General features: G+C 60.3%; 16 protein-coding genes, 1 tRNA gene and 1 pseudogene. 6 read left to right on the forward strand and 12 right to left on the reverse strand.

All coding sequences use genetic code 11. From position 1 onward, the window contains the following. Positions 1-6 precede the first annotated feature (6 nt). Genes TGR7_RS14725 through TGR7_RS14735 form a run of 3 tightly spaced genes read left to right on the forward strand, consistent with a single transcriptional unit; the run spans position 7 to position 3,032 of the window. Complete coding sequence (locus tag TGR7_RS14725) at positions 7-525, forward strand: ATP-dependent zinc protease family protein (protein WP_012639471.1); 519 nt, start codon at positions 7-9, stop codon at positions 523-525. Between the two features lie 12 nt (positions 526-537). Beyond that, the gene (locus tag TGR7_RS14730; protein WP_012639472.1) at positions 538-2,058 is read left to right on the forward strand and encodes an inactive transglutaminase family protein; all 1,521 of its coding nucleotides are present in this window, start codon (positions 538-540) and stop codon (positions 2,056-2,058) included. Beyond that, entirely contained in the window at positions 2,058-3,032 is a 975-nt protein-coding gene (locus TGR7_RS14735; protein WP_012639473.1) for an alpha-L-glutamate ligase-like protein, read from the forward strand. The genes TGR7_RS14730 and TGR7_RS14735 overlap by 1 nt, the downstream gene beginning before the upstream one ends. Positions 3,033-3,034: 2 nt before the next feature. Here the strand turns inward: TGR7_RS14735 and TGR7_RS17945 are convergent, their stop codons facing one another. The 6 genes from TGR7_RS17945 to TGR7_RS17540 all read right to left on the reverse strand — a co-directional run bounded on the left by TGR7_RS17945 (position 3,035) and on the right by TGR7_RS17540 (position 9,050). Next, entirely contained in the window at positions 3,035-3,943 is a 909-nt protein-coding gene (locus TGR7_RS17945; RefSeq protein WP_012639474.1) for a hypothetical protein, read from the reverse strand. Positions 3,944-4,162: 219 nt separating this feature from the next. Beyond that, positions 4,163-4,603, reverse strand: coding sequence for a GIY-YIG nuclease family protein (locus tag TGR7_RS17535; protein ID WP_148211515.1), 441 nt, complete (start codon positions 4,601-4,603; stop codon positions 4,163-4,165). 163 nt (positions 4,604-4,766) lie between these two features. Beyond that, positions 4,767-6,662 carry an AAA family ATPase gene (locus tag TGR7_RS14745; protein WP_012639475.1) on the reverse strand — a complete coding sequence of 632 codons (1,896 nt, stop codon included), beginning with the start codon at positions 6,660-6,662 and terminating at the stop codon, positions 4,767-4,769. 3 nt (positions 6,663-6,665) lie between these two features. Beyond that, positions 6,666-7,172 carry an ABC-three component system middle component 5 gene (locus TGR7_RS14750; RefSeq protein ID WP_012639476.1) on the reverse strand — a complete coding sequence of 169 codons (507 nt, stop codon included), beginning with the start codon at positions 7,170-7,172 and terminating at the stop codon, positions 6,666-6,668. Continuing rightward, entirely contained in the window at positions 7,169-8,356 is a 1,188-nt protein-coding gene (locus tag TGR7_RS14755; protein WP_012639477.1) for an ABC-three component system protein, read from the reverse strand. The genes TGR7_RS14750 and TGR7_RS14755 overlap by 4 nt, the downstream gene beginning before the upstream one ends. A gap of 178 nt (positions 8,357-8,534) precedes the next feature. Next, the gene (locus tag TGR7_RS17540; RefSeq protein ID WP_148211516.1) at positions 8,535-9,050 is read right to left on the reverse strand and encodes a hypothetical protein; all 516 of its coding nucleotides are present in this window, start codon (positions 9,048-9,050) and stop codon (positions 8,535-8,537) included. A 144-nt stretch (positions 9,051-9,194) separates the two neighbouring features. On the opposite strand from TGR7_RS17540, the pseudogene TGR7_RS14760 reads away from it, so the two are divergent. Beyond that, positions 9,195-9,359: pseudogene (locus TGR7_RS14760) on the forward strand (tyrosine-type recombinase/integrase); the annotation flags it as partial. Positions 9,360-9,891: 532 nt separating this feature from the next. On the opposite strand, the gene TGR7_RS14765 reads toward TGR7_RS14760, so the two are convergent. From TGR7_RS14765 to TGR7_RS14785, 5 genes are all read right to left on the reverse strand, one after another. Continuing rightward, the gene (locus TGR7_RS14765) at positions 9,892-10,530 is read right to left on the reverse strand and encodes an NYN domain-containing protein (RefSeq protein WP_012639478.1); all 639 of its coding nucleotides are present in this window, start codon (positions 10,528-10,530) and stop codon (positions 9,892-9,894) included. A 136-nt stretch (positions 10,531-10,666) separates the two neighbouring features. Next, positions 10,667-10,742, reverse strand: a tRNA-Phe gene (locus TGR7_RS14770). A gap of 175 nt (positions 10,743-10,917) precedes the next feature. Further along, positions 10,918-11,190 carry an oxidative damage protection protein gene (locus TGR7_RS14775; RefSeq protein WP_012639479.1) on the reverse strand — a complete coding sequence of 91 codons (273 nt, stop codon included), beginning with the start codon at positions 11,188-11,190 and terminating at the stop codon, positions 10,918-10,920. 12 nt (positions 11,191-11,202) lie between these two features. After that, positions 11,203-12,249, reverse strand: a complete 1,047-nt coding sequence (mutY, locus tag TGR7_RS14780; protein ID WP_012639480.1) for an A/G-specific adenine glycosylase — start codon at positions 12,247-12,249, stop codon at positions 11,203-11,205. Positions 12,250-12,268: 19 nt separating this feature from the next. Continuing rightward, positions 12,269-12,829 (reverse strand): SRPBCC family protein, encoded by a 561-nt coding sequence (locus TGR7_RS14785; protein WP_012639481.1) that lies wholly within the window; start codon positions 12,827-12,829, stop codon positions 12,269-12,271. A gap of 143 nt (positions 12,830-12,972) precedes the next feature. Here TGR7_RS14785 and TGR7_RS14790 point away from each other — a divergent pair, with 143 nt between their 5' ends. Next, positions 12,973-13,458: a hypothetical protein gene (locus TGR7_RS14790; RefSeq protein WP_012639482.1), complete on the forward strand. Its 486-nt coding sequence runs from the start codon at positions 12,973-12,975 to the stop codon at positions 13,456-13,458. A gap of 82 nt (positions 13,459-13,540) precedes the next feature. Here TGR7_RS14790 and TGR7_RS14795 read toward each other — a convergent pair whose 3' ends face one another. After that, on the reverse strand, positions 13,541-15,679 hold the full coding sequence (locus TGR7_RS14795) for an AsmA family protein (RefSeq protein ID WP_012639483.1): 2,139 nt from the start codon (positions 15,677-15,679) through the stop codon (positions 13,541-13,543). Positions 15,680-15,831: 152 nt separating this feature from the next. Between TGR7_RS14795 and TGR7_RS14800 the strand changes: the two genes are divergently transcribed. Next, entirely contained in the window at positions 15,832-16,284 is a 453-nt protein-coding gene (locus TGR7_RS14800) for an arsenate-mycothiol transferase ArsC (protein WP_012639484.1), read from the forward strand. The last annotated feature ends 64 nt before the right edge of the window (positions 16,285-16,348 follow it).

Raw genomic sequence — 16,348 nt, forward strand, 5'->3', positions numbered from 1 at the left:
AAGGTCATGCCCCGCATCATCCCCTGGATCCTGATCCTCGCCGCCTGGACCCTGCCGCTCCAGGCAGAGACCCCGGAGCCCCCCAGGGACCTCGCCGAACTGAGCATCCACGGCTGGGTGGAACAGGTGGTGCTCAAGCCCGAGAACATCCGGCTCAATGCCAAGATGGACACCGGCGCCACCACCTCCTCCCTGAACGCCCTGAACAAGGAGATCTTCGAACGCGACGGCGAGGAGTGGATCGGCTTCGACATCGTCAATCCCAGGGACGAGAACGACAAGGTGCGCCTGGAGCGCAAGATCGTGCGCTACGTGCGCATCATCCGCCACGACGGCAACCATCAGCGCCGCCCGGTGGTGAACATGGGCATCTGCATGGGTGAGCACTACCGGGAGTCGGAGATCAGCCTCATCGACCGCACCGAGCTCACCTACCAGGCCCTGATCGGCCGCAACCACATGGAAGGCCTGGTCCTGGTGGACTCCGGCCACAAGAACCTGCAAGCGCCCCGCTGCCCGGACTGAGCCGATCTCCCCGTGAAAAGACTGCATCTGACCCTGCTGGTGCTGGGACTGCTGGCCACCAGCCTCGCCCTCGTTGTCTACAAGGTCAACGTGCTGGGCTTCCCGCTCAAACCCGCCCAGACCGTGGACAACTGGGTCGTGGAGGCGCGGGTGGCCTTCGAGCCCAGCGGCGGCGCGCTCACCGCACGCCTGGCCCTGCCCGACGACCCGCCGGGCTTCGGCATCCTGGACGAGAACTTCATCTCCCGGGGCTATGGCCTGACCACCGCCCAGCAGGGCGAGAACCGGGAGGCCCAGTGGACCACCCGCACCCCCAGCGGCCGGCAGGTGCTCTACTACCGAGCCACGGTCTATGAGCTGAACCGGGAACGCCCCGCGCCCCCCTACCCCGGCCCGGTGTCGGTCCCCGACTACGACGAACCCTACCGCTCCGCCGCCCTGGCCCTGCTGGACAGCGTGCGCGATCGTTCCGCCGACATCACCAGCTTCGCCTCGGTGCTGGTGAGCGACCTGAACTCCCCCGCGCCGGACGAGAACGCGGCGCTGTTCATCCAGCGCAATGCCTCGGATGCCGACAAGGTGCGCACCACCATCGAACTGCTCGCCGGCGCGCGCATACCGGCGCGTATGGTGCATGGCATCACCCTCACCGACTGGGCCCGGCAGGCCGCGCCGCTCGCCTGGCTGGAGGTGCACAACACCCGGGAATGGGTGCCCATCAACCCGCACACCGGCACCGCCGGCTACCCCGACAACTTCCTGGTGTGGTGGTACGGCGACCGCGAGCCCCTGCTGGTGGACCGGGCCAACCGCCCGGAGATCAGCTTTGCGGTGACCCGCAACATCCACGACGCCATCGACGTGGCCGAACAGCGCGCCCAGCTGATGGACTCTCGCGTGGTGGACTTCTCCCTGTTCGGCCTGCCGGTGCAGACCCAGAACATGTACCGGGTGCTGCTCATGGTGCCCGTGGGCGCGCTGATCATCGTGCTGCTCAGAAACGTGGTAGGCATCCAGACCTTCGGCACCTTCATGCCGGTGCTGATCGCGCTGTCCTTCCGCGAGACCCAGTTGCTGGGCGGCATCATCCTGTTCACCCTGATCGTCTCCCTGGGCCTGGCCATCCGCTTCTACCTGGAACACCTCAAGCTGCTGCTGGTGCCGCGGCTGGCCTCAGTGGTGATCGTGGTGATCATGCTCATGGCCGGCATCAGCATCCTGAGCCACAACTTAGGCATCGAGCAGGGCCTGTCGCTCGCCCTGTTCCCCATGGTGATCCTGGCCATGACCATCGAGCGCATGTCCCTGGTGTGGGAGGAACACAGTCCCGCGGATGCCATCAAGCAGGGGCTCGGCAGTCTCGCCGTGGCGGCGGTGAGTTACCTCATCATGATCAACCGCCAGCTGGAGCACCTGATCTTCGTGTTCCCGGAACTGCTGCTCATCGTGCTGGCGCTCACCCTGCTGCTGGGCCGCTACACCGGCTACCGGCTCACGGAACTGCTGCGCTTTCGCGCGCTGAAGGCTCCGTGATGCTGGGGCGCTGGTTCATCACACCGGGAGAACTGCGCCGCCTGGGGGTGCTGGGCATGAATGCGCGCAACGGCGCGTTCATCGCCCGGTACAACGAGCGCGCCAACTACCCGCTGGTGGACGACAAGCTGCAGACCAAGCGCCTGGCCCTGGACGCTGGCATCGCCGTACCGGAACTCTACGGCGTGATCGAGACCCAGCAGCAGATCAAGCGCCTGGGCCGGATGCTCGAGGGCCGCGAGGACTTCGTCATCAAGCCCGCCCACGGTGCGGGTGGCGACGGCATCCTGGTGATCACCGGACGCATGGGGGAAGGGTTTCGCCGCGCCAGCGGCAAGCTCATGGACCTGGAGGCCATCGCCCACCACTGCGCCAACATCCTGAGCGGCATGTACAGCCTGGGCGGGCAACCCGACCACGCCATGATCGAATACCGGGTGCAGTTCGACCCGCTGTTCGAGCAGGTCAGTTTCCAGGGCGTGCCCGACATCCGCACCGTGGTCTACCGGGGCTACCCGGTGATGGCCATGGTGCGCCTGCCCACCCGGCAGGCGGACGGCAAGGCCAACCTGCACCAGGGCGCCGTGGGCGCCGGCGTGGAGATGGGCAGCGGCGAAACCCTCACCGGCGTCTGGCACAGCCGCATCACCACCCGCCACCCGGACACCGGCGCGGACATCGCCGGCATCCCCATCCCCGACTGGGACACACTGCTGGAACTGGCCGCCCGCTGCCACGACCTCACGGACCTGGGTTATCTCGGTGTGGACGTGGTGCTCGACCGTGACCACGGCCCGCTGATTCTGGAGCTGAATGCCCGCCCGGGTCTGGCCATCCAGATCGCCAATCGGGAAGGCCTGATGCACCGCATCCGCGCCGTCGACCAGCGCCTGGCGGACATCGAGGACACGGAAGACGCCAGGGCCCGCGCCGCCTGGGCGCAGGTGCGTTTCGCGGTCAGCCAGGCAGTTTGATATCAGGGCACATGCAGCACCGTCTCCGCGCTGTGCACGCCCCGCACGCGGCGCTCCAGCCAGCGCTGGGTGGCGCGCCAGTCGAGGCTGTGACGTGAAACGGCCTCCAGGGGCAGCAGCAGGAAATCCTCCCGGGCGTTGACCGTGACACGCTGCCCGCCGCCCGGTTCCTCATGCACGCGGATCGCCTGCCACTCGATGCGCCCGCCTTCCCGCTGCACCTGCGCGAGCACCCGGGCCAGGGTGTCCAGCTCCAGGGCCAGGGCGCGGCATTGCGCCTCGCGGGCCTCCCGGTCGCGCAGATCCGGGTACTCGCAACGCACCCCCGTCTCCGACTCCCAGCCCGGGCGCCGATCCTGGCTGAAACTCCAGGCGCCATTGACCCAATCCGCCCCCTGCACCGCGCGGGCCGTGCCCTGGGCCCGGGTCTCGCCGCAGGGATAGTCGGCGCAGAAGCGCTGCAGCAGTTCCGCCTCGCGACGGGCCTGGTCGCGCATGCGCGGCCAGCTCACCAGCACGGGGCGGCCGTCCAGGAGCAGCATCACCTGCCCCTGGCGGTCCGCGCGCACCCGTACATCTTCAGCCACGTTCAGCCACTGCCAGGCCTGGTCCAGCTCCCGCAGTTGCAGGGCCGTGGCCTGGCGCCAGCGATCCAGCCTGCGATCCCGCGCCGCATCCGCCCCCCGCGCCAGCCCCGATTCGCCCAGCTCCTCCTCGTAGGCCTGCACCATGGCCTCAAGGGTTAGAGAAGCAAAGGCCATGTGGGACTGCACCGGCGCATCTTTCAGGGTCTCCACCACCTGCAGCAGGGCGGAGGGCTGCACGTACAGCTGGCGCGGTGCGTCGGCGTGGGCAGGGAGAACCCCGTGGCCCAGGGTTGTGAGGAGAATGAGGGAGAGGAATGTGCGCATGGTTGGGGCCTTTGCCCGAATTCTAAAACAACGGGCGGCTGGCTGCTGTGCTGATGGGCACACCGGGGAGTCTGGGGGCTGGAGACTGGTACACAAAAAAGCCAGCATTATCAGGCTGGCCTTTTGGGATGCGGCGGATTTGGAAAGATTTGATGGAATCTAACGACTTAACATCACTTGCGTAGGTGCGTCAGGGCCGTAGTCAAGTGGAAGATATGGCTATGCACCAGCTCGCTTGGTTTTAGTATTAAACTTCGGTTTGTGCTTATACACCAAATACTCTTCAATTTCTGTTCTGCCGAACAATATTGGAACAACCACCACATGCAGCGTTTCCATGTATTCATTTACTTTCTGTTCAATATGTTCAGGGAATTTTTGTTTTGATGTTGCTTTCTCATAACCCTTAATATGTGAAAATAACTTTACTCCGATATTGCGTCTTAATGTGTGATTTACTGTGCGGCGAACATCGCGCATTCTTGCCTTAAGCGACCCACTTTCACCAACATAGACAATTTTTCCTTTCTCAAAAAAAGCATATATACTTGCCTTTTCAGTTATATGTTTTGCCCACTTTGTTGAAATATCAAATGGTTTCCTATTTGATCTACAGAAAATGGTCTCTTCATATTCCTTGATTATTTTCTCTACGTTCATATCTATTGCACATTAGGCTCGCATGAGGGGCGCGAAAAAAGCGCAGCTTTTGTGCGTCCAAATGATGAGAATGGTGACAGATTTATTTGCGCGCCTCGAAAATAACTCAGTCACCTTTGTTCCATTAATGTCTGTTATCAGCCATGTGGCCTGCCCGGTCTTTTTATTTGATCCTGAGCGTTCGTTTATCGTGCGTGTAGTGCGGCCCAATGACATAGTCATCGAGTTCTAACTCGGGGTTCATCATTGATGTGGTGTAGATGACCTGGTGACGTTCACGTAGTTCGGTCGAATGTTCGACGATCAGGCGCTGGAATAAGTGACTTCTCTCAACCTCCATTCCCTTGTCTTCGACGTTGTCGAGCAGAATGAATCGTGGATGGTTGAATAGCTCATCGTTACCAGCAGCCATGAACAGGCTGAAAATGGCTGTGTTCTTGAGGAAGACGTTGCTGCTTTCTGCGAAATTCATCTGCCCATCGACGAACATCGCATCATCCCGAAAATTGAGCTCAACGAGCTCCGGGTTCTTGAACTCTGGCTGGCGATCGAGGTCGCTTCTAAGCAACAAGCGCCCCCACTCAGAAACAGCATTAAGCGCCTTGCTTCGCCGGCTTACCGCCCGACGTTCTAGCGCTTTCCTGCGGTCCGAAAGATCCGTGATTTGTCCTTGCAGCTCCTGCTTACGCAGTGACAGAGATTGAACTTCTTCCGCAACGGACAACATGTCTGTCAGGTGGGTGAGTTCTTGATCAATCTGTCCGATGCGCTGATAGCGTTCTGCCAAGAAGGCTTCTCGTGGCGAAGAGCTCAGGTCAAATTTGGTCGAGTACTCGGATAGGTTTTTCGAATAGCTCCTTTTAAGCCAGCGAAGTTCGACGCGATCCTTGGTGAGCCTTGCCTCATGTTCTGCGAAAAGTTGTTTTGACTCCCGCAATTGAATTTCGAGATCAAGCCGAACCTGGTTGTACTTCGATTTGTCTTCCTCAGGATCAGTATGCTGACCGCAAACATTGCAGACATGTGGGTCGGATACTGGATGGAGATGCGACAGGCAAGCGGGACAACGGGTAAATTCTATTGCACCGATGGCCTGGAAAGTACTCTCAGCGACTTTAACTTGCTCGATGTGTTCTGCGAGAAATGCCTGATACTCTGTGAGCTCTCCTAACTCCAGCTCGTGTTTTGCAATGGATTCCTCCAAGGAGGCAATCGCTTTCTTCTCTTTAACCAGGCTTTGCTGTGCCGATTGCCGATCCTTCAGAAAGTCTTTGTTATCACCTTGCTCCACCAAAGAGTCGACATTTTCAATCTCTCGATATGCCGCCGACTTTTCTTCTTCCAATTGACGACATTGGCGATCGATTGCGTCCGGTCGATCAAACTGAGCTCCATGAGGTAGCGCCTGGATTAGTGATGACAACCTCTGGCTCACCTTTGCGAATTCGGCATCCAACTCCCGGAGATTTAAGCTGATTTCATAGATCTCATAGCCGCTAATTCCGCAGATCAGGTCACCAACCGCTTCGCGAATATCCTGTTTGTCAAATGACTCAAATCGGAACAAGCGAGTCGACGGCGTCCTTTGGTCTGAGTATAGCAGGCGCATAACTTGATGCATTGTGATGTTCGAAGCGCCGACACTTTGAGCTTCCGGAATATTCAGTGAGCGAAACATAACTTGAGAAAAGCTTTCGCGCCTCTCGGATCTTCGAATAGGGAAAGTCTCCCAGCCATCCAACGCATGCTTGTCTGCTTGATCGAATGGGCCAAAAAATACTTTGATGGGCGTGGTCTTGTTCCCGATTTTTCTTAAGAGAGTTAGCTTTCCATGGTTTGTAACCACCTCTGCCTGCACCTCGTCACAGTGTGCGGCGGCATCCTTCCAAGAATCGAACTCACCACCAAGTGCGTAGAAGATGAAATCGGCGATCGTTGATTTTCCTGAGCCATTCTCGCCACGGATGATGTTGACGCCTTCATGAAACTCTTGGTCATAGGCAACGTGGCCATGACGCAACACGCGCAGTCTGTTAAGTGTGAATCGTGGGCAATCCATGTCTTAGACCATCCTCCTCAATCCGGTTCTTTTTCGCAGATCTACCGAATCTCCTTCGGAGATTTGACTGAAACTTCTTGCTAAGAACTCGATCACCTTGATGTCCCTCTCAGAAAGTCCACCCACAACGCGAGATTCGGCGAATTCCTCACCGGAACAGGAAAGCGAAGCATTGCCTTCATGGAGTGCATCTGAGCTCAAGAGGTTTCTGGCGGCCATGGCTTGAACGGCTTTCTTTTGAATGGACTCCATTTTGTGGAACAGAATGGATGGCGTCGGGTACGTCAAGAAGGACTTTTCGGGCTTTTGAATCTCCAGATCTTTGAATGTTGCTCGAACATCGGCGGGCATGTGTACGCTGTGCAGCAGCGGTGGATTGGCGAAGTAGAAATCGGATATGTACAGACGCTCCAACGGGGCCGTGCTCTTCTCCCAAAAATACAGCAACGCCGCAACTCGCCGGATCGCGTGGTAGATATCGAGCTGCGGATACCAGACCCTCGTCATCATTGTTCCGGGTCCCAACGGATGTAGCACTGCTCCGTCAAAAAGTACAAAGCAGCAAGAACCGTCTTATGGGAGAAATCGCGGTAATGCTGGTTCCGAGACCAGATCGGGTTAATTACTTTTTCTTGCAGCGCATCTTGCACATTATCATCGGGCGCACTCTTGCAAATTAGAGGGTGATAGATGTGGGTCATGAAATGCTGTTCGACTTCGGAGAGCAGGCCGTCGTTCCGCTCGCGCTCTTCCGTATACAGACCCAGTTTCGCGTAGTTGCGAGCAAATTTGTTCTGATAGCGGTTAGCGTTTGAGTATTCGTGCTGCCTCCCGGCGTCGATCAGCTTTTGTAACAAGTCCCGTCGGTCGTCTTCGGATTGCTCGCCGTAGTCATCTGCAGGAAACCCTGCGCTGCCATTGCCGGTCGCTTTGGGGAGTATCTTGCGAATGCGCCGTTCCAAACTCACATAGACGACGTCTTCTTTGTCCTTGGGTTTGCTGATGTTGATATGGTCCTTATCGACGGGAATAGGCTGTGTTCCTTGAACACCTGGGTCAGCAGAATCTCTCGGAACGACGATCGCTGCTTTCTTGGTCTTGAAAGTCTCGACAAAGACCACTGTTTTGAACTCGCTGTTTCCATTGGCGAAGTTCCGATAATGCTGATTCAACTCAGTCAATGCTCCAGAATCGTCGGTAAGCAGCCCAACGTGCTTTGAGGAAAAATGCGGTAAGAAGGCATCAAGAACCGACGCCAATGACGAGCCTTTGTGAGGCGTAGCCAAGAACACAACCATTCGGAGCGAAGATGCAATCTGCTTCCAATCTTCGTCATCAGAATCAGATGCCGTCCGGATAATCTGCTTGGCGAGAATTCCACCGAGACTATGGCATACGAAAACCAGCGGTCTTTCTCCGATTCCTCGACCAACCATGGCCTCGATCACATTGACCGCTCGCTCATAGAGGTTCATCTCCTTTTTAGCCCATTTGCCAAACAAGCTGGCTGGATAGCCCAGAGAATGGACGGCCGCATTAGGAATGGTGTCGCAAAGCCACTCAGGCCAGAATTCACCGGTGTCTTCAGATTGCCACGTCTCTTCAGGATCTCCCGTTAGGCCGTGGATGAAGACGATATCTGCGTCAGAATGGTCTGGTCCGCAGACGCTACGGAAGACTAACTCTTCAGGCATGCTTCATGGCTCCCGGAGAAGTACAAGAAGAATTAATACAGCATCTTGGATGATAAGCTGTCTATAACAGTCGCTGCGTATTCTCATAACGACGAAGGTGAGCCGCTAGCTGCTCGTGGGCGCAGCGAAGCTGCAGCCCGTGGGTAACCAGTCGGCTCCACCGCCTTGTTAGAGCGCGTCACAACCGACGTTCCTTCAGTTTGTCTAAAAGCAGGGTAATGCAATCATTTGCTTTCTGTGTACGCACAGCGTTAAATCCCTGCCAATTATAATTTGGCGAATACCCAAGACACTCGTTAACTTCTTTAGATTTAAGACTGATTTTCTGCAACTTTGTAAGAAAATAAATGAGCGGCCAGGTTTCGCCATCTGTGGTATCTCTACCCCATAGAGCCAAAGCTAATTCTTCATTTATTACCTTAAAAACTGTAACACCCCTCATTACTACGTCTTGTTGTTTTCTGAAAAGAACAAGGGTTTGATTGTCAACCATATTTGCCCATGCGGCAGATTGTGCATATTTTGCGCCCCAGAGGTTAACGCTTTTATCTCCGTAAATGCTTCGGATTTTGGCTTGCTCGGCTTGCGTCAAATATTTAAATAAGAACTCTTGTCTTTTGGGTATACGAAGACCCGAAAGCTCATTGAACTCGGCCTGTTTGCTAGAGATTTGTTGTAATGCGATTCTTGCCATAGGAGAAACCAGGTCAGAGAGGAATTGTCGTTAATATCAGAGGCATTTGCGCTCTGACCCGGTTTCTTTGGTGCACAAACAAATCTGACGCCTTTTTTCGACACTTTTTTCACTTTCTGACCCGGTTTCTTGGGTTTCTTGCGCCACACGCTGCGCCACAGCTTCACCACCCATCTGCTCGAGAGCGGCTACGACATCCGCACGGTACAGGAATTGCAGGGGCACGCGGACGAGGCCACCACCCTGACCTACGCTCATGCGCTCAATCGCGGTGGGCTCGTAGTGCGCAGCCTGCTGGATGCAGGCTGACGGGGATGCAACGGGCAGATCCATGAACGACCACACTCCCTGTCTGTCTTCTCTGACCTGACTTTAACGGCTGTGGGTGAGGCAGGCAAACGCGGGGACGGGGTCGTGTCTCCGCGCACGCACGGAGCCATGATTGGCTGCGGACAGGAGACCTACGTGTGCCTGCCGGGATCGCCCGCCAGGCGGGGCTCAAACGTTGGCAACGGAAGCACTCCAGCCGAAATGACATAGCACCGCATCACTCATTGATCACAAGGGTGGCGGAGTAACCCGAGCAAGCGCGGCCGGTGGTCGCATCGACGTTTGGAACATGCGCCCGCATGCCGTTGGTATATGTCGGACATTTATGCGGACATCAATCAACCGTTTCCTCGGATTACCAATCCGCTAAGCTTATGATATTGTGGATAACATGCATGAGAAAGATACGGACAATAATGCGGACGTGAAAACGGCCCTGTGAGAAACAGGGTCAGAGAGGAATTGTCGTTAATATTAGAGGCATTTGCTCTCTGACCCGGTTTCTTCGTTGTCACCAAGCCTGGGGCTTATGCAACGAAGTCCCAGGTATGGGGTCCGGCAACAAACTCTGTTCAAGCGCCCATCTGCGGATGGGCCTTACGAAATCCGCATAGCGCTTGAGTTGCGCGGATGTCTTTCGTTTCGGCGCACCTGGTGTCACCAGGCCGATGACTTTATCGTGATGGGTCTTAACCAACCTCAGTGACTCTGCCAGATCGGAGTCATTGGATACGATCACCGCGCAATCATATGCATCTTGCCAGGCATCATTGAGCACATGCAGGGCCAGGTTCACATCCGAGCCCTTTTCCTCATTTTTCCAGACATGTACCAGCCGAGGAGGCGGATTCGCGTTCTCCATGGAGACGCGATGTCGCAGAAAGTGGCCGTAGTAGACCTCCACCTTGGGGGAGTGCTTTTGAATAGCCCTCAGATAGGTAGCCTGTCGAATCGAGACATCCGGGTCCTGTGCCGTGGGTTGAACCTTCGCGGTGAAATACTTAATGCGAACAAGGTTGTTGCGCTCACCCAGAACCCTGACGAACAGGGCTTCCAGATCCAGCCACTTATAGTCCGTACCCTTCAGTGAGCCATAGTAAAAATTGAACCCATCGATATAGACGATTGTGCGAAGCTGGCTGGATGACATTTCCCTGTCCTGAAAAAAGCAGGGGCCCCTGAGGGCCCCGCGCCCGGCAGTCGAAACCACCGGGGTAGTCATGCTCTTTGTTAGACCATTGCCATGATGTCGTCAAGAAATGTCAGGGCAATGTCGCAGGCTTAAATGGTGGCCAGGGACGGAATCGAACCGCCGACACGGGGATTTTCAATCCCCTGCTCTACCAACTGAGCTACCTGGCCTGATCTGACTGACACCACCCGTGTCGGGCCTTGAGATGGCCTGGGGCGGGGTCGAAGGGGCTGTATTAAAGCGGGCGCGGGGCCCGGCGTCAAGAAGGCAGTGGCGAGTGGCAAGTCTCAAGTGGCCAGGGAACCCGGTTTTCCTTGAGACTTGCCACTCGCCACTTGCCACTGTTCATTTGCTGGGGGCTACATAACCCTCGGGCTTGGTGGAGCCGCCGCTGAAGAAGAACTTGTCCATTTCCTCTTCCAGGAACTTGCGGGCCTTGGGGTCCACGGGGGTGAGGCGGTATTCGTTGATCAGCATGGTCTGGTGCTTGACCCACTTCTGCCAGGCCTCCTTGGAGACCCCTTCGTAGATCTTCTTGCCCAGTTCCCCGGGGTAGGGGGGGAAGTCCAGGCCTTCGGCCTCTTTACCCAGCAGTACGCAGTTCACCATGCGAGCCATGTGTCTTTCCTTTTAGAGATCCAGTTTTTCAAGCAGTTGGGCCACCGGGGCTGCGAGCCCGAGGCCTGATGAGGTCCGGGTGTTATACCAGACCCGCCCGGGCGCTTCCATCACACAGCCGGCAGGGTCTTGCAACGAGACCCGCAGCGGGGTGATGCGCAGGCGGAAGTGGGTGAAGGTGTGGATGAAGGGATTCCAGGCCTCCAGCCGTTGCGGCTCCAGGCCCAGGGACGCGCGGCACCAGGCCAGGGCCGATGCCTCGTCATCCACCTCGGGGAAGCCCCAGAGTCCACCCCACAGCCCCCGCGCCGGGCGCTGTTCCAGCAGCACCCCTTCCGGCGTGGTGACCATGAGCATGCAGGTCTCGCGCAGGGGCTGGACACGCTTCGGGCGCGGCGCGGGCAGCTCGCCGGTGCGGCCCTCGAGACGCGCACGGCAGTCTTCCGCGACAGGACAGCGGCCGCAGGCGGGGCGGCTGCGGGTACAGACCGTGGCGCCCAGGTCCATGATGGCCTGGGTGTACTCGGCCACCCGTTCAGCGGGGGTGTGGGCCTCGGCCAGGCACCACAGATCGCGCAGCACCACCGTCTCGCCGCTCCAGCCCTCCACGGCCCGGTGCCGGGCCAGTACCCGCTTGACGTTGCCGTCCAGGATGGGCTGGCGCTGCCCGCAGGCGAGCGCAAGGATGGCCCCGGCAGTGGAGCGGCCGATGCCCGGCAGGGACTGTAGGGCCTCGATGTCTTCGGGGAAACGCCCGCCGTGCTGATCGCGGACCACCTGGGCGGCCTTGTGCAGGTTGCGGGCCCGGGCGTAGTAGCCGAGCCCGGACCAGTGATGCAGCACCTGGTCCAGGGGCGCGTCGGCGAGGCTCGCCACGTCCGGGAAGCGCGCCATGAAGCGCTGGTAATAGGGGATCACGGTGCCCACCTGGGTCTGCTGCAGCATGATCTCCGAGACCCAGACCCGGTAGGGGTTGATGTCCTGTTGCCAGGGCAGGTCGTGGCGGCCATGGCGATCGAACCAGGCGAGCAGGCGTTGGCTGAAATCGGATGCGGACATGAGGGCGTTGGCAGTCGTCTCAGCGGCCCCGGTGGGCCCAGGCGACGCGCTCCAGGCGCGGCATGGATTCACGGAATTGCCGCTCCACGGAGCGGCGCACCATAGGCGGACCGATCAGGGGCGGTATCCACACGTCGGGTTCCACCCAGCCGGAGAACACCAGGCGCGTCTGGCGTTGCGAGACCGCCTCGGTGCGCCAGGAGAAATGCCCGGCGCGCACGTCGCTCTGGGCGGGCACGCTCTGGGCACTGCTCCAGGCGCCACGACCGGGTGCCCGTCGCACGTCCAGGACATGCTCCAGGCGGCGGCAGAAGAACAACACACAGCCCTCCATGTGGGCACGCACCCGCTGCACGCCATCGCCGAAGTCCTGCTCGATGCCGCTGTCGATCACCAGGGGGAAGATCAGGCCCAGCCGCTCGTAGTCGTGGATGGCCGCGATGACCCCCGACTCCGGGGCGGCCAGCAGCACATCCAGGTGGATATCCATGCGCGCACCGTCGAAGCGCACCTGCACCGGCTGGCCGGTAGCAGCAGGTGTCGCAGCCGCGATGGCCGACGCGCACAGCGTGAGCGCCATCACAAAACAAAGCACCAGCCATCGGCGCGACCGACGAAGGGTCTCGTACGATCGGCGAACGGGGCCGGTCTGGATTGCTCCGGGGGAAACACCGGGAGTACCGTGAAATCGCAGCATCATCATCAGCAACGAGGTAAGCCGTCATGGACAAGACCGGCATCTACAGCAAGACCCCCAAGGGCCTCGAGGAAATCGACACCCGGGCCCTCAAACTTCCTCCCAAGCTTCGCCAGCTGCTCATCATGGTCGATGGCCAAACCGACGTCGCCAGCCTGGTCGATCGTTTCGAGCAGGAGAACGCCGTGGGTCACATCATCGCCCTGGAACACATGGGCCTGATCACCCTCAGCCGTGGTACCGCGGTACACGACGTGTCGGAATTCGGCGACGGGGCCAACGACCCGGTGGGCCGCGAAGAGGACGTCAGCGCGCTGCGGCTCGAACTCAGTCACCTGCTGCTCGACAGCCTCGGTCCCATGGCCACCGACATGGCCATGAAGGTCGAGGCCTGCAAGAGCCGCGCGGAACTGCGCGCCCTGTGCGAGACCTGCCGCAACATGGTCACCGGCATGGTCGGCAAGGCACGGGGCGACAAGTACTGGGCCCAGGTGGAGGCCCTGCTCGGCTGAACGCATGTGGCCGGTGCGGGTGCACCGGCCACATGGGTGGTTCCTTCACGGCGATGTGATCGCACAGCGCCCGGGTGGTCTGTCATCGCAGGCCAGGCAGCCGGGGCAGGCGGTCGCGCAGCTGCTGTTCGATATCCTCGCGTCGTTCCTCGATACGCGGCGTCACCTGCTCCTCGATACGGCGCTCCGCCTCTTCCCGCACCCGGCCTTCCAGGATCGGCCTGAGATCCAGGCTGAAGGACGGATCGCTGAAGGAACCGCGGATGCGAATGGGCAGGTTCACGCCGCGCAGCTCATCCAGGCTGCGACCGCCCTGGCCTTCCAGGGTGGCCACCAGGGTGGTGTCCACCCGGTAGTCCAGCTGTTCCCGGGGCAGGTCCGCGGTGCCCTGGCCGCGCACCCTCAGCAGGGGCGAGGATGCCGCCAGATCGTTGTTGGTGACCACGCCGTTGGCGATGGTGAAGCTGCCGCGCAGCTCGGAGAAGTCGGTCTGGTTGGGTTCGTCGCTGCGCTCCACGGTTCGGCCCCGAAATCGGGCCTCGGCGTCGCGGATGATCTGGGCGATGTTGATGCCCTTGACCGCGCCATTGGCAAACTCGAAACGCCCGTCCCCGTTCAGGGCGGAGACCATCTGCTTGACGCTGTTGCCCCGGGTGGTGATGCGCGCGTTGAGCTGGGTGGTGCCGGCCAGCTTGCCCTCGCCCTCGGTCAGGTCATCCAGCAGCGGGCCGATCTGCACCCCCTGGAGCCTGGGCTCGAAGCTGTAGCGGGGCGTGTCGCCACGCACGTCCAGGCTCATGAGCGCCTCCACGGAACCGTTGTAGAGGTTGGCGGTGAGCGGCTTGACCTCCACCAGGCCGTCCCGGGCGGTGAGGGTCAGGGAGATGCGCGCCAGGTTCAGGCGGTTGATGATCATCTCTCCGATGGTCAGCTGCGCATTGAGGTTCAGGTTGCGCAGCATCTCGACGGGCAGGTCGATGGGATCATCGGGCCAGCCCTCCCGGGCCGGGGCATCCGGGCGGGGCGCAGCAGCCTCCTCGGCCGGCGGGGGCAGGTAGCGGTCCAGATTGATGCGGTCCACGTCCAGCTCGGCACGGATGGCCGGGCGCTCGAAGTTGCTCACCCGGGCGCTGCCGCGCAGGCGTGTGTCATCCAGCTGAATCAGCAACTGGGACAGGCTGGCTGCCTCGGCATTGGCCTCGAAGGCCAGGTCCACGGCGACCTTCTTGAGCACCTCGGGATCGGCGGTCTCGGGCGCGGCCTCGCCGAGCTGGGTGAGCAGTTCGCGGACGCTGAAGGTGTTGGAACGCAGCTCGCCGGTCGCCACGGGCTTCTCGCCGGTGAGGTTGTTCACCCGCACCAGGCCGACCAGCTGCACCCCCAGGCTCTCCAGGGTCAGGCGTTCCAGGCTCGCCACGTCCTCGGCCAGGTTTACGGCCGCGTCCGCCTCGAGCTTCACCTCCATGGCCCGGGGCAGGGCCTCGCCCTCGGCCTGGAGCCTGGCCACCAGTCGGCGCAGGGCGTAGCGCTGGGCGTCCAGGTCCACGTTCACCAGGGCATTGAGATCCACCGAGGCGCGCAGGGCGGGATCCTCCTGGATCAGGGTCAGGGACAGCGAGAGGGGGGTCTCGACGCCCAGGCGGATGCGGCCCAGCTCAAGGTTCAGGGGGTCCACGCGCAGGGCGGTGCCCGCCTGGGCATCCCGCCAGGAGACCCGGGCGTCCAGGATCTCCACGCCGCCGATGTCCAGGTCCTTGAGGCCGGGGCCTTCGCCCGCACCCTCGTGACGCTCACGGTCCTCGCGGCCGTCTGCTTCCGCCTCGGCCACCAGGTCGTCCCAGTTGCTGCGGCCCTGGGCGTCGCGCTCGAGGTTCAGGTTCAGACCCACCAGGCGAATGCGTTGCACCTGCAATTCCCGGCGCAGCAGGGGCATCAGGGCCACGGACAGTTCCACCTCGCCGATGCGCGCGAAGGGTTCGTCGGCGAAGCCCTCCGCGTTGGACAGCCAGGTCTCGCCCAGGGACAGCCCCAGCCAGGGGAACAGGGACAGACCGATCTCGCCCTCGATGACCAGATCCCGGCCAGTCTGCTCCTTGACCACCGCGCTGATGCGGTCCTTGTAGGCGTTGGGGTCGAAGGTGGCGATCAGGTAGACGGCCAGCACACCGGCCAGCACCACCAGCAGGACCAGGGCGATCAGGACGCGCTTTAACCATTTCATGGTCAGATGACTCCAGCGAACCAATGGATGAACGATTGTGCCATTCAGTGTAACGCGCGCTGAGACGGCTTGCAGAGACGACAACCTGTCATGAGCTCGCGCCTCGTGTATACAATGGCCTGACACCCAGCGCATCGACGAGACCCTGCCCCATGGCCACCGGCAAAGCCAACCTGAGACGCAAGCCCCACATCCTGTTCGTCAGCCAGGCCACCTCGGCGCGTACGCCCATGGCGGCGGCCTACGGCGCCCAGATGCTCGGCGACCTGGTGGAGGTGCGTGCCGCGGGCATGGAGGTCACCGCCATCGACCCGCGCACCCGGGATGCACTCAAGCAGGAAGGCCTGAAGGCCGAGGGGCTGGACTCACGGCGCCTGGACGAGGATCTGCTGGAATGGGCTGACCTGGTGGTGACCCTGTGCGCCGATGCCCAGCGTATCCGCCTGCCGGAACGGGACAGCTTCGTGCACAAGAACTGGCCCATCGACAGCCCCGCGCGCCAGGCCACCGGCAGCGAGGACAGCAAGCCTTACCTGCGCACCCGGGACGAGATCAAGCGCCGGGTCCATCAGCTGGCCACGTCCATCAAGCTGATGCACCGGTAAAACAGTGGCTAGTGGCAAGTCTCAAGTGGCAAGGAAGATCAAAAAGTTTAACCCCCTCTCCCTC

The organism is Thioalkalivibrio sulfidiphilus HL-EbGr7, from assembly GCF_000021985.1.
Classification (GTDB): domain Bacteria; phylum Pseudomonadota; class Gammaproteobacteria; order Ectothiorhodospirales; family Ectothiorhodospiraceae; genus Thioalkalivibrio_A; species Thioalkalivibrio_A sulfidiphilus.

Coding starts and splice junctions, on each gene's coding strand:
- TGR7_RS14775 (WP_012639479.1), bottom strand. CDS start 11,190: ATGGCTCGCATGGTGAACTGCGTACTGCTGGGTAAAGAGGCCGAAGGC.
- TGR7_RS14755 (WP_012639477.1), bottom strand. CDS start 8,356: ATGCCTGAAGAGTTAGTCTTCCGTAGCGTCTGCGGACCAGACCATTCT.
- TGR7_RS17540 (WP_148211516.1), bottom strand. CDS start 9,050: ATGGCAAGAATCGCATTACAACAAATCTCTAGCAAACAGGCCGAGTTC.
- TGR7_RS17535 (WP_148211515.1), bottom strand. CDS start 4,603: ATGAACGTAGAGAAAATAATCAAGGAATATGAAGAGACCATTTTCTGT.
- TGR7_RS17945 (WP_012639474.1), bottom strand. CDS start 3,943: ATGCGCACATTCCTCTCCCTCATTCTCCTCACAACCCTGGGCCACGGG.
- TGR7_RS14735 (WP_012639473.1), top strand. CDS start 2,058: ATGCTGGGGCGCTGGTTCATCACACCGGGAGAACTGCGCCGCCTGGGG.
- TGR7_RS14790 (WP_012639482.1), top strand. CDS start 12,973: ATGGACAAGACCGGCATCTACAGCAAGACCCCCAAGGGCCTCGAGGAA.
- TGR7_RS14725 (WP_012639471.1), top strand. CDS start 7: ATGCCCCGCATCATCCCCTGGATCCTGATCCTCGCCGCCTGGACCCTG.
- mutY (WP_012639480.1), bottom strand. CDS start 12,249: ATGTCCGCATCCGATTTCAGCCAACGCCTGCTCGCCTGGTTCGATCGC.
- TGR7_RS14750 (WP_012639476.1), bottom strand. CDS start 7,172: ATGATGACGAGGGTCTGGTATCCGCAGCTCGATATCTACCACGCGATC.
- TGR7_RS14785 (WP_012639481.1), bottom strand. CDS start 12,829: ATGGCGCTCACGCTGTGCGCGTCGGCCATCGCGGCTGCGACACCTGCT.
- TGR7_RS14765 (WP_012639478.1), bottom strand. CDS start 10,530: ATGTCATCCAGCCAGCTTCGCACAATCGTCTATATCGATGGGTTCAAT.
- TGR7_RS14745 (WP_012639475.1), bottom strand. CDS start 6,662: ATGGATTGCCCACGATTCACACTTAACAGACTGCGCGTGTTGCGTCAT.
- TGR7_RS14800 (WP_012639484.1), top strand. CDS start 15,832: ATGGCCACCGGCAAAGCCAACCTGAGACGCAAGCCCCACATCCTGTTC.
- TGR7_RS14795 (WP_012639483.1), bottom strand. CDS start 15,679: ATGAAATGGTTAAAGCGCGTCCTGATCGCCCTGGTCCTGCTGGTGGTG.